Genomic DNA, 12,293 nt, shown 5'->3' on the forward strand with positions numbered 1-12,293 from the left:
AAAATGTTTATCTTTAATTATCAATCACTGTAAACCTTTTTCAGGACGGGACATACGCAACCCGCATTGGGAGTTATACGAAAGGCCGCTGCAAAATTGCGTTGCAGCGGCCTCGTTGCCGTAACGTGCTTGTTATGCCGCATCCGGTCGGGGAATCCTGCAGGGATGTTGACCCGGGGAATCCTGCAGGGATAGTGGCCCGGAAAATCTTGCGGGGGTGCCTGTCCGGCGTATTTTGCATGGGCGCCCGTGATCCCTGCGTGGTTCGGTTGCCGGGGCGGGCAGGCTTGGACGTCTACCGGATACGGTTTCGGACGTAAACGAGTTTCAGCTCCTTATTTTCCGACGGGCGCTCTTCGATTTCGACTATTTTCGAAAGGGATTTTACCAGCAGCGACAGTTTTTTGTACCCGTAATTGCGGGGGTCGAAATCCGGCATCTTCTTGGTGAGTACCCCGCCCACGATTCCGAGGAAGGCCCAGCCGCTGTCGTCGGCGGCGTCTTCGATCGTGTTTGCGAGCAGTGTCTTGAAATCGTCGTCGATCGGACGGATGATCGGCTGGGGCTGTGCCGTATCCGGAGCCGGGGCTACCTTTTTCTCCGCAGCGGCGGGTTCTGCGGGGGCTGCCTCCGCAGCAACGTGTTCCGCGACGGCTGCTTCCGGCATGTCTGTTTCGGGTGCATTGCGCCCCTGATGTTTTTTCGCGGTTTTTTTCGGCGTCGCAGCTTTTGCTGCCGGCACAGCTGCCGCTGTTTGTGCCGGTGCCGATACCGGAGCCGGGGCGGGTGCGGACTGCCCGAGTATCTCGACATAGATGAATTTGTCGCACGATTTGATGAACGGCTTGGGGGTCTTCTTCTCCCCGAAACCGAGTACTTCCCGTCCCGATTCGCGGATACGGCTCGCCAGGCGGGTGTAGTCGCTGTCGCTCGACACGATGCAGAATCCGTTGACCGACTCTTTGTGCAGGATGTCCATCGCGTCGATTATCAGCGCCGAATCCGTCGCGTTCTTGCCTGTCGTGTAGGCGTATTGCTGGATCGGGGTGATCGAATTCTCGAGCAGCACGCTTTTCCATGCCGCGAACTTCGGGTCGGTGAAATCGCCGTAGATACGCTTGATCGTCGGTGTGCCGTAGTTGGCGATTTCGTCGAGTATGTCCTTGATTTTCCGGTGCGAGATGTTGTCGGCGTCGATCAGCACCGCGAATTTTTTATCGGATAGTTCCATGTCAGGCGGTTTTATTTTCCGAAAGATAGGAAATTTTTTCGGAATCAGGGTGCCGGTTCATCTTCTTTTGCGGCAGGTTCCCGGCTGCGGGTTCCGCCCTTCCCGCTTCTGCTGTGCCGTTTTTGCAGTACAATGTCCGGCAGCGGGTTTGCGGCGGACATCGGGGCGCTGCCGCCGGGATCGTTTCCCGGGAGATACGGGCATACGGGCGCCCCGTCCGGGCCGCTACCGGATCGAGTTCATCCTGATGCTGGCCTTGACCAGCGCGATTGCCCTTATGCGGTTGATCGCCACGTCCTTGTCTGCGTGGTGCGGGTTCTGGCTCACGAGTTTCACATACCCCTCGCGGTCGGATTTCTGAATGTATTTCACCGTCACGTACTCCTCGCCGTCGATGTCGATCGACAGCAGATACATGTCGCCCCAGAAGATATCGTTGATGTCGCCCAGCTGTTTGTATAGTACGATGTCGCCGCTTTTGAGCAGCGGGTACATCGAATCCCCTACGATATATATGGCGCCGTCGCATTTGGGCAGGTTGGGAATGTGGATGAAATTCACGGGTTTGGCCTGCGCCTGGTCGGCGAACAGCGGTACCAGTCCCGCCGTGCCCTCGATCGAGTAGAGGGGCACGCTCTGCAACGGCAGCGAATTGTCCGTGCGGTGCATGTAAGCTGTCAGGTCGGGTTCGGCGTTGAACATGTTGCCCTTGCCGCTTTCGAGCCATTCGGGATTTACGTTCAATTCCTGAACCAGGATGTTCCGGTTGCGTGCCGAGAGCCCCGCCTTGCCGGTCTCGATCATCGAGAGCGCCGCCTTGCCGATGCCAAGCCGCTGTGCCAGTTGTTCTTGCGTCATCCCCAACTGTTTCCGTATCAGTTTTACCCGTTCGTTCATAACTTTTAATCGGAAAATTTTATATTAAAAAATTGAATGTTTTATTTGGGAATTCAATATTTGAACTTATCTTTGTCCTGCAAAGTTAAACAATTTATTTCTACCTGCAAATTTATTTGCAAAAATCTTGCTAATTATCAATTATGTATTCGGTTTCACCTGAACTTTACCATGAGGCGGCGGCACGGTTGTCGGACGCCATCGACGGCGGGAACTATTTTTCGGGTTCGCTCGCGTTCCGCTTCGGCGATACGGACTGCCGCCTCACGGCGTCGGTCATCGTCTACCGCGGCCGCCTTTCGCTGCCCGAAGGGGTGCAGCACCCCGTTACGGATCTCGTGCCCGTCTGGTGGGAATTCCACACCACGCAAGCCGGGGGCGAAGTGCTCAACGACTTCGACTTCTCCGAGCTGAAGCGCTGCGTGTAATCCGCTTCATCCGTTCCGGCCATCCCTCCGGGCCCGGCGCAGCCGCCGGAACGGCATTTTCTTCCGAACCTCCCGCCGCGGCGCCGCGCATAGGGTTCAAAAATCAAACCAATGTCTGTTAAAACCGACCCGGCCTCTGCGGAAATTCCTTCCGCAGAGGTTTTCGTACCTGCCGCCATCCTCGATCCCGATTTCCCCGGCCTTCGCGCCGCGCCCGGCCAGCCCGATCCCTCGGGATCTTCCGTTCCCTGCGCCCAATCGGTTCCCTGCGATCAGTCCGTTCCCGGCGATATTTCCGTCGCCTCCGGTCAGCCCGTCACACCCGGCCTTCCAGCTGTGTCCGTCCGGCCTGTTTCCCCCGCCCAAGGTGCCATTGCCGGCCGGCCCGCCGTGCCCGGGTACGGGGCGGTCTGCACGGATGGAGCCGGGCCGTCCGGGGCTCTTCCCTCCGTCGCGGGTGTGCCCCCTTCGCTGGGCGCATTCGCGCTGGCGGTCTATCCCTTCCTCGAGCTGCAACCCTTCCACCGGGCGTATTATCGTGTGCTGGAGTCCTTTGCCGCCGGGCGCATCCGGCGTCTGATCGTCACCATGCCTCCCCAGCACGGCAAGAGCGTCGGCGCGACGACACTGCTTCCGGCCTATGTGCTGGGGCTTGATCCCGACCTGCGCGTTGCGATCGCCTCCTATTCCGGGGCGCTGGCTTCGAAATTCAACCGCCGCGTGCAACGTATCATCGAATCGCGCGAATATGCCGCGCTTTTTCCCGCCACGACCATCAAACAGGGGGCGAAGCCGCCCGGTTATATCCGTACGGCCGACGAAGTGGAGGTCATCGGCCGCCGCGGCGGGCTGCTCTCCGTCGGGCGCGAAGGGGCGCTCACGGGTAACCGAGTCGACTGCTTCATCCTCGACGACCTCTACAAGGATGCCCTCGAAGCCAATTCGCCCATCGTCCGCGCCAATTGCTGGGAGTGGTATACCTCGGTCGTGCGGACGCGCATGCACAACGCCTCGCGCGAACTGATCGTCTTCACTCGTTGGCACGAAGAAGACCTTATCGGCACGCTCGCCGCGCGTGAACCCGTCGTCGAATTCACCCGCTGGGCGCAGCTCGACGGGCTGTCCCCCGACACGTGGCTGCATCTGAATTTCGAGGCGCTGAAAACCTCGCCGCCTACCGAGGTCGACCCCCGTGTCCCTGGCGAGGCGTTGTGGGAAGGGCAGCAGGGGCGTGCGTTGCTCGAAGCCAAACGGCGGCTCGACCCGCTGCAATTCGAAAGTATGTACCAGGGGCATCCCTCGTCCCGCGAGGGTTTGCTCTACGGGCTGAACTTCGCCGAGTACGACCAGCTGCCGCACGAGATCGTCCGCCGCGCCAACTATACCGATACGGCCGATACGGGCGACGACTACCTCTGTTCGCTCTCGTATGCAGTCGATGCCGACGGGGTAGTCTACATTACCGATGCCGTCTATTCGCGCGAACCGATGGAGGTCACCGAGCCGCTCGTGGCGGGAATGCTCCTGCGCTCCGATACGCGGCAGGCGGCCGTCGAAAGCAATAACGGCGGCCGCGGTTTTGCACGCTCGCTGCAGGCTTTGGCACCCTCCGTGCGCATCGAATGGTTCCACCAGGGCGCCAACAAGGAGGCGCGCATCCTCTCCAATTCGGCCACGGCGCTGCACCTCGTGCGCTTTCCCCGGGGCTGGAACCTGCGCTGGCCGGAGCTATACGCCCACCTGACGACCTACCGCCGCCGGTTCCGCGCCAACCGCTGGCACGATGCCGCCGACGTGGTGACCGGTATCGTCGAGCGCGAAGCCCCCGGCCGCAACCGCGCCCGGGTGAGAGGTGTCCGGTTCCTGTAATTCCCGCTCCCCGGCGGCATGACGGGGCGCTGCATCCTCCGCCCGTGCCTTCCCGACGGTTCCGGCGCCGCCCGGCAGAGAATTAACAATTAATTCGTATGGGATATGGTGTGTTCCGTTTTGTTTTTCGTACCTTTGGTGCGGTTAATTAGGTTTGCACTAATCCACAACAAAATGAAAGCACTGAAAATCGGAAATTTGCTCGCTCCCGTCCCCATCGTGCAGGGCGGTATGGGCGTAGGCATATCGCTCGCAGGGCTGGCTTCGGCCGTCGCCGACCAGGGCGGCATCGGCGTCATTTCGTCGGCCGGCCTGGGAGTGATTTACAAAGACTATTCGAAAGATTACCGTACGGCCTCGATCTGGGGTCTGAAACAGGAACTGAAAAAGGCCCGCGAGGCCACGAAAGGCATCGTCGGCGTGAACGTCATGGTCGCCATGTCCAATTTCGCCGACATGGTCAGAACCGCCATCGCCGAGAAGGCGGACATCATCTTCTCGGGCGCAGGGCTGCCGCTCAACCTGCCGTCGTTCCTTACCGAAGGAGCCAAAACCAAACTGGCACCCATCGTATCGTCGGCGCGCGCCGCGAAACTGCTGTGCCAGAAATGGTTTGCAGAATATAAGTACATTCCCGACGCCATCGTGGTCGAAGGCCCCAAGGCGGGCGGCCACCTCGGCTATAAGGAGGAGCAGCTTGTCGACGAGCACTATGCGCTCGAGAGCATCGTTCCCGAAATCGTCGCCGAAGTACATGCGTTCGAGGCCGAGCACGGCTGCCATATCCCCGTCATCGCGGCCGGCGGCATCTACACCGGCGAGGACATCTACCGCATCATGTCGCTGGGCGCCGAGGGTGTGCAGATGGGCACCCGCTTCGTCACGACCGAGGAGTGCGACGCCGACCCGGCGTTCAAGCAGAGCTACCTCGATGCCACGCAGCAGGATATCGAGATCATCAAGAGCCCCGTGGGTATGCCGGGGCGGGCCATCCACAGCTCGTTCCTCGACCGGGTGAAGGAGGGGTTGAAACGCCCCAAGAACTGCCCGTTCGACTGCATCAAGACGTGCGACGTGACGCACAGCCCTTACTGCATCATGCTGGCGCTCTACAACGCCTTCAAGGGAAAATTGCAGAACGGCTATGCCTTCTGCGGCGCCAACGCATGGCGGGCCGAAAAGATCCAGTCGGTGCGCGACCTGATGGCTTCGCTCAAAGCCGAGTACGACAATTTTTCGCTGAAGGGAAAACTCTTCGGCGTAAAATAATCCGGTCTCCGGAAAATCCGGGGATGCCCGGAGGAAAAAAGGCTCCCGACCTCGAAAGGTCGGGAGCCTTTGTGTTGTCCCGAACTGGCCGGATGCTGTCCCGGAATACCCGGGAGCGCTCCCGAATCGATCGTTGCCCTCCCGAAATAACCGCGGTGGCCTCCCTGCGCAGTGCTGAGGCTTCCGGGCGGCTATTGCTTTTTCTCGAAATGCTGGTAGTCCTTCAGGCTTTTCCAGTGGCCGCCCCAGGTGAATCCGTGGCGCAGGAACTCCCGGCAGCAGGGGTCGTCCTCGGCGATCTTGTAAGGGAAATCCCGTGTCCGGTCGGCATAAGGGGCTGCTTCCGCGGGGTCGACGACCGTGCGGCCGCCGTTCGTTTTGACATAGGGGTTGTAGAGCGGGTTGATGTCGACGGCCATGCCCTGGCTGTGGCTGGAGAGCACCCCGGTTCCTGCGACGAACCGGAAGTTGAATGCCGAAGAGTTGTTGCCCCGCATCGAAGGGCCGTCCTGCGCGTCGTATTCGTCGATCAGCACCATGCGTTCGATGGGGTAGGAGGTGTCGTAAAGCACCCGGAAAATATCGAGCAGGTCGCCGCAGATCGCTTCGTTGCAGACCAGCTCGCCCAGCAGGGTTTCGCCTGCGAGGTTGCGGTGCAGCACCCGCAGGTAGCGGAGCTCCGAGCGGGGGACGGTGCAGTCCGGCTTGTAGGATTTGCCGTACATGCGCGCGGAGAGTGCGTCGCCGATCTCCGAACTGGCGAAACAGCGGTCGATGCCGTATTCCGCCACCGCTTCTTCCGAGACCTTTTCCCCGGCGCGCCATGCGCGAAGCCGCTCCGCATCGCCGTCGCCGGCGTATGCACTGCCGATCCCCGCCAGGAGCAGCACGAATGCCGCGAGCCGTTTCATCTTCCCGGCCGCATTACAGCTCTTCGAGCCGTGCCACGGGCGACACGTCGAGCGACGAGAAGTCGCCGTGCTGGTAGTGGTAGTAGCCTGCCATGGCGATCATCGCGGCGTTGTCGGTCGTGAACTTGAATTCCGGCAGGAACGTGCGCCAGCCGCGCTTGAGGCCCTGCTCGACGATGCCGTTGCGCAGTCCCGAGTTGGCCGATACGCCCCCGGCGATGGCGATGTCGCGGATGCCCGTGTCCTTCGACGCCCGTACCAGTTTGTCGAGCAGGATCTCCACGATCGTGCTCTGGAGCGACGCGCAGAGGTCGGCCTTGTTGCGCTCGATGAAATCGGGGTCGCCGGCCACGGCGTCGCGCAGCATATAGAGGAACGAGGTCTTGAGCCCCGAGAACGAATAGTCGTAGCCGTCGACATGGGGGTGTGCCAGGCGGAACGCCTTGGGGTTGCCCTCCTTTGCCAGGCGGTCGATCACCGGGCCGCCGGGGTAGGGCAGGCCCATGACTTTGGCGCATTTGTCGAACGCTTCGCCTGCGGCGTCGTCGATCGTCGTGCCGATGATCTCCATATCGAGCGGCGAATCCACGCGTACGATCTGCGTATGCCCGCCGCTGACCAGCAGGCAGAGGAACGGGAAGCCGGGATGGGGCAGTTCGCGGTCGGGCAGGTCGATGAAGTGCGAGAGGATATGCCCCTGCAGGTGGTTGACCTCGACCATCGGGATGTCGTGCGCCACCGAGAGCCCCTTGGCGAACGATACCCCGACGAGCAGCGAACCCAGCAGCCCGGGGCCGCGCGTGAAGGCGATGGCATCGATCTCCCCGACGGTGAGCCCGGCCTCTCGGAGTGCCGTGTCGACCACCGGTATGATGTTCTGCTGGTGCGCCCGCGAAGCCAGTTCGGGGATCACGCCGCCGTATTTTATGTGCACGGCCTGGGAGGCGATCACGTTCGACAGCAGCAGGTTGTTGCGGATCACGGCAGCCGACGTATCGTCGCACGAGGATTCGATGCCGAGAATTGTAATATCCATCCGGTTTTTCGTTTTTTTTAACTATTTTAGTTAAATTTGCAGGTTATAACGACCTATCAATGCGCAAAGGTATAAAAATATTGGGAAAGGTGTTCTCGGTAGCGGTTTTGTTGCTGATAATTCTGCCCATGGTGCTTTCGTTGCTGCTCGATATTCCCGCCGTGCAGAACTACGTGGTACAGAAAGCCGTGCGCATGGTGTCCAGGAAGCTCGAAACCACCGTGAGCATCGACCGCGTGGACATCGGGCTTTTCAGCAAGGTCAAGGTCAAGGGTTTCTACGTCGAGGATTACCAGCGCGACACGCTGCTCTACGTCGGCAGCCTCGACGCCTACATCACGGGGCTGGGCATTTTCGGCGGCGGGGTAGTACTCAGCCGCGGCGAGATCGGTGGGGCGAAGCTCTACCTGCGCGAGACCCCCGAGGGGGAGATGAACATCAAGCAGATCGTCAACCGCATCAGCGACCCCGACAAGCCCCGGAAGGGCAATTTCCGCCTGTCGCTGCGCAAGGCTTCCATCGAAGGCATGGATCTCTGCCTGGAGCGGCTCACGCGGCGCGACCCCGAATTCGGCATCGACTTCAGCCACATGCACCTCTACGGCATCTCGGCGCGTGTCGGCGACTTCACCATCGACGGGCAGTCGATCTACACCACCATCGAGGCCATGTCGGCCCGTGAGCGCAGCGGCTTCGTGCTCGACCGGTTCTCGGGACGTTTCTACCTCACGAACGGTGCGCTGGGCTTCGAGGATACCTCCGTCGTCACGCCCCGTTCGAACGTCGACATCCCCTACATTTCGCTCGTCGGCGATTCGTGGGCCGGCTACAAGGATTTCCTGGGCGAGGTGCGCATCGACGGCAAGCTGCGCAACAGCACCGTCTCCACGGACGACATCGCCTATTTCGCCCCGCGGCTCCGCGGGTGGCATACCGTTTTCAGCAATATCGACATCGAGGTCGCGGGCGTCGTCTCCGACTTCACGGGCAAGGTCAGGAGCCTACAGGTGGGCCAGGGGACGTGGTTCACGGCCGACGCCGCGATCAAGGGGCTGCCCGACATCCGCGCGACGCATTTCGACCTGACGATCCCGCGCCTGACCTCCACGGCCGAATCCATCGACGCCCTGGCTGCCGGCATCGGCGGCCGTGCGCTCTCCGACAAGCTGGTCGCGATCCTCGGGAATTCGGGCGACATCGACGTCAACGCCCGTTTCCGCGGGCTGCTCTCGTCGTTCGACATGCGGGTGGGTGCCAAGACCGACGTGGGCGGCATCGACTGTAACCTGCAGATGAGCCCCTTGCGCGACGGGCGCAGCAGCGTCAAGGGCGATGTGGCCGCGCGCAACCTCAGGCTGGGCGAACTGCTCGGCCGCCGCGACCTGCTGGGCAACGCCACGCTTACGGCCTTCGTCGATGGCGTCGTCGGGCGTGGTTTCACCGACGCCAATGTCGTGGGCAACGTCACGCAGCTGGGCTTCAACGGCTATGTCTACGATTCGCTGCGCCTCGACGGGCGGCTGCGCAACCGCGAGTTCGACGGCCGTATCACGGCACGCGACCCCAACCTCGATTTCGATTTCCTCGGCATGGTCGACTTCAACGACTCGGTGCCCCGTTACGACTTTACGATGGATCTGCGCCGTGCCGACCTGGCCCGGCTGCATGTCAACCGCCGCGACTCGGTCTCGGAACTTTCGGCGCATATCGTCGCCAAGGCCGGCGGCCGCTCGCTCGACGACCTGAACGGCCGCATCCGGGTCACCGACGTCCTCTACCGCTATAACGACAAGCAGCTCACGTCGAAGAGCATGACCGTCACGGGCGAGAACTCGGCCCGGAGCAAGTTGGTCGAACTGCGCTCGGACTTCGCCGACGCCACGTTCCGCAGCAAGACCAGCTACCGCGAGGTCTTCCGCTACCTGCGTGCGAGTGCCTGGAAATACCTCCCCCTGTTGCGGCACGGCGACGAGGAGTCGGGGCCCCGCGCATCTGGGATGGCCGTGGCCAACGACTTTTCGCTCCTCTCGGTCGACATCCGCCATATCGACCCGATCGCAGATGCCATCTCGCCCGGCCTGCAGGTCGCCGACGGCTCGTCGCTGCAATTGCTTTTCAACCCCGCGAGCGACCAGCTTTCGCTCAAGGCGACTTCGGAATATATCGAACGCAAGCGTATGCTGGCCACGCGGCTCAACGTCAACGCTTCGAACCGGGGCGACTCGCTCACGGTCTACGCTTCGGCCGAAGACCTCTATGCGGGTATGCTCCACCTGCCGGGGCTTTCGCTCACGGGCGGCGCCAAGCAGGGGCGCGTGCAGCTCTCGGCAGGCTTCAACGATACGCTGCGCAAGGTATCCGGACTGGTGGGCGTCCGGGCTGACGTAGTCGACGAGCACGGGCCCAACGGCCGCGTCGTCGACCTGCGCATCCTGCCGTCGCACATCACCCGCGGCTCGAAGACCTGGCAGATCTTCGCCCACAAGATACAGCTTGACACGGCGCAGGTCGTGATCGACAAGTTCTTCGTGATGAACCGCGAGCAGGAACTTCTGCTGGACGGTATCGCTTCGCGCAGCCGCGAGGATTCGGTGACGCTTCGCCTGCGCAATTTCGACCTCGCGCCCTTCACGCAGGTCATCGAACGCATGGGCTACGTCTTCGAGGGGCGCACCAACGGCTCCGCGACGATGAAATCAGCGCTCCATGCGGGCGAGATCACGGCCGACATCCTGCTCGACAGCCTTCAGGTCAACGACATACCCGCGCCGCCGCTGCGCCTCACCTCGCGCTGGGATTTCCTGCGCAACCGTGCGGGCGTTACCGTCACCGACCGCCATAAGCGCGATACGCTGGTGCGGGGGTTCTACGTCCCGTCGCAGGTGCGCTACTATGCCCGCCTGGACGTCGACAGCCTCGACATGGGGCTGCTCGACCCGATCCTCACGGGCGTCATTTCCGATACCCGGGGGCACGCCTCCGCCGAGCTGGTGCTCCAGGGGCAGCGCCGCGAAGCCGACCTCGCGGGCGAAATCCGCGTCACGGGACTGTCGACGTGCGTCGATTTCACGCAGGTGCCCTACACCATGCCCCGGGCGGTGCTGAACGTCAGGGGCAACCGCTTCCGGGCTTCGAACGTCCCGATATTCGACCCCGAGGGCAACGAGGGGCGCTTCGACATCGACCTGAGCCTGCAACACCTCTCGAACATCGCCTACGACGTACGCGTCGCACCCCGGCAGATGATGGTGCTCAACACCACCCCGCAGGACAACGACTCTTTCTACGGCAAGGTCTACGCCACGGGCTCCGCCCGCATTTCGGGCGACAAGGGGCTCGTGAAGATGGATATCGCCGCCACGACCGACGACCGTTCGTCGTTCTTCATGCCGCTGTCCAACAAGTCCAATATATCGAGCGCCGACTTCGTGACCTTCAGAGAACCGGCCAGGGTCGATACGGTCGACAACCTCGCCCGCAAGAAGATGATGTTCGAACGCAAGCGGCAGCAGAAGTCCGATGCCGGCAGCCGGATGGATATCTCGCTGGCGCTGAACGTGCGGCCGGGCGTCGAGGTCGAACTCACCGTCTCGGGCAACACGCTCCGGGCGCGCGGCGACGGTACGCTCAACCTGCAGATCAACCCCCGTTCCAACGTCTTCGAGATGTACGGCGACTATACCATCACCGAGGGGAGCTTCCTCTTCTCGCTGCAGAACATCATCAACAAGAAGTTCGTCATCGAGGATGGCTCCACAATCCAGTGGACGGGCTCGCCGATGGATGCCATGCTCAACATCAACGCCATCTACAAGCTCAAGGCGTCGTTGCAGCCCCTGTTGCAGGGTACGTCCGACAACCTCGCGGCTGACCGTTCGGTGCCCGTGGAGTGCGTCATCCACCTCGGCGAGCGGCTTTCCAACCCGGCCGTCACCTTCGACGTGCATGTCCCCGGCACCGACCCCGAGACGCAGACCGTGATCGCCAATGCCCTCACCACGCCTGAGACGGTCGATACGCAGTTCGCCTACCTGTTGCTGTTCAACAGCTTCATGGGCGAGAACAGCTCGTCGTCGTCGAACATCGGCACCTCGGTCTCGGCCGCCACGGGTCTGGAATTCGTGTCGAACATGGTGAGCAACCTGCTCTCGAACGACGACTACAACATCGTCATCCGCTACCGTCCCAAATCGGAACTGACCAGCGACGAAGTGGACTTCGGCCTTTCGAAGAGCCTGATCAACAACCGCCTGTTCGTCGAGGTCGAGGGCAACTACCTGATCGACAACAAGCAGGCTGTGAACAGTTCGATGTCCAACTTCATGGGCGAGGCGTACATCACCTACCTGATCGACCGAGCCGGGACGCTCAAGGCCAAGGCCTTCACGCAGACCATCGACCGTTTCGACGAGAACCAGGGTCTGCAGGAGACCGGCATCGGTATTTATTTCAAGGAGGATTTCAATAATTTCCGGGATCTGCGGAGGCGTATCAGGGAGCGTTTCACCAACAAGAAACGCAAGGCGCGGCGCGAAGCCCGGCGGCAGGCCGCCCGCGAGGAAAAGGAGCGGCTGCGGCAGCCGGCGGATACGCTTTCGGCCCTGCGGCCCGTTATGGATAAGAAGGACGAAAACAACTGAACGGCAGAAAAA

Annotated in this window: 8 protein-coding genes; 4 read left to right on the top strand and 4 right to left on the bottom strand. The window is 61.6% G+C overall.

Features of this window, described 5'->3' with window-relative positions; genetic code table 11:
- Positions 1-295: 295 nt before the first annotated feature.
- Together DW189_RS12280 and DW189_RS12285 are read right to left on the bottom strand one after the other, a co-directional pair.
- Complete coding sequence (locus DW189_RS12280; RefSeq protein ID WP_117508395.1) at positions 296-1,231, bottom strand: NYN domain-containing protein; 936 nt, start codon at positions 1,229-1,231, stop codon at positions 296-298.
- Positions 1,232-1,456: 225 nt separating this feature from the next.
- On the bottom strand, positions 1,457-2,128 hold the full coding sequence (locus DW189_RS12285) for an XRE family transcriptional regulator (protein ID WP_055203121.1): 672 nt from the start codon (positions 2,126-2,128) through the stop codon (positions 1,457-1,459).
- Between the two features lie 143 nt (positions 2,129-2,271).
- On the opposite strand from DW189_RS12285, the gene DW189_RS12290 reads away from it, so the two are divergent.
- From DW189_RS12290 to DW189_RS12300, 3 genes are all read left to right on the top strand, one after another.
- Entirely contained in the window at positions 2,272-2,556 is a 285-nt protein-coding gene (locus tag DW189_RS12290; RefSeq protein ID WP_130065856.1) for a hypothetical protein, read from the top strand.
- 111 nt (positions 2,557-2,667) lie between these two features.
- The gene (gene terL, locus DW189_RS12295; RefSeq protein ID WP_232045525.1) at positions 2,668-4,425 is read left to right on the top strand and encodes a phage terminase large subunit; all 1,758 of its coding nucleotides are present in this window, start codon (positions 2,668-2,670) and stop codon (positions 4,423-4,425) included.
- A gap of 174 nt (positions 4,426-4,599) precedes the next feature.
- The gene (locus tag DW189_RS12300) at positions 4,600-5,694 is read left to right on the top strand and encodes an NAD(P)H-dependent flavin oxidoreductase (RefSeq protein ID WP_117508398.1); all 1,095 of its coding nucleotides are present in this window, start codon (positions 4,600-4,602) and stop codon (positions 5,692-5,694) included.
- A gap of 191 nt (positions 5,695-5,885) precedes the next feature.
- Here the strand turns inward: DW189_RS12300 and DW189_RS12305 are convergent, their stop codons facing one another.
- Both DW189_RS12305 and tsaD read right to left on the bottom strand, forming a co-directional pair.
- The gene (locus tag DW189_RS12305; RefSeq protein ID WP_117508399.1) at positions 5,886-6,605 is read right to left on the bottom strand and encodes a M15 family metallopeptidase; all 720 of its coding nucleotides are present in this window, start codon (positions 6,603-6,605) and stop codon (positions 5,886-5,888) included.
- A 13-nt stretch (positions 6,606-6,618) separates the two neighbouring features.
- Positions 6,619-7,641: a tRNA (adenosine(37)-N6)-threonylcarbamoyltransferase complex transferase subunit TsaD gene (gene tsaD / locus DW189_RS12310; protein ID WP_022333759.1), complete on the bottom strand. Its 1,023-nt coding sequence runs from the start codon at positions 7,639-7,641 to the stop codon at positions 6,619-6,621.
- Positions 7,642-7,700: 59 nt separating this feature from the next.
- Here tsaD and DW189_RS12315 point away from each other — a divergent pair, with 59 nt between their 5' ends.
- Entirely contained in the window at positions 7,701-12,281 is a 4,581-nt protein-coding gene (locus DW189_RS12315) for a translocation/assembly module TamB domain-containing protein (protein ID WP_117508400.1), read from the top strand.
- Positions 12,282-12,293: the final 12 nt, after the last annotated feature.

The sequence above is a fragment of the Alistipes sp. AM16-43 genome (assembly GCF_003435745.1).
In the GTDB taxonomy this organism is placed as follows: domain Bacteria; phylum Bacteroidota; class Bacteroidia; order Bacteroidales; family Rikenellaceae; genus Alistipes; species Alistipes onderdonkii.

Coding starts and splice junctions, on each gene's coding strand:
- DW189_RS12280 (WP_117508395.1), bottom strand. CDS start 1,231: ATGGAACTATCCGATAAAAAATTCGCGGTGCTGATCGACGCCGACAAC.
- DW189_RS12285 (WP_055203121.1), bottom strand. CDS start 2,128: ATGAACGAACGGGTAAAACTGATACGGAAACAGTTGGGGATGACGCAA.
- DW189_RS12290 (WP_130065856.1), top strand. CDS start 2,272: ATGTATTCGGTTTCACCTGAACTTTACCATGAGGCGGCGGCACGGTTG.
- terL (WP_232045525.1), top strand. CDS start 2,668: ATGTCTGTTAAAACCGACCCGGCCTCTGCGGAAATTCCTTCCGCAGAG.
- DW189_RS12300 (WP_117508398.1), top strand. CDS start 4,600: ATGAAAGCACTGAAAATCGGAAATTTGCTCGCTCCCGTCCCCATCGTG.
- DW189_RS12305 (WP_117508399.1), bottom strand. CDS start 6,605: ATGAAACGGCTCGCGGCATTCGTGCTGCTCCTGGCGGGGATCGGCAGT.
- tsaD (WP_022333759.1), bottom strand. CDS start 7,641: ATGGATATTACAATTCTCGGCATCGAATCCTCGTGCGACGATACGTCG.
- DW189_RS12315 (WP_117508400.1), top strand. CDS start 7,701: ATGCGCAAAGGTATAAAAATATTGGGAAAGGTGTTCTCGGTAGCGGTT.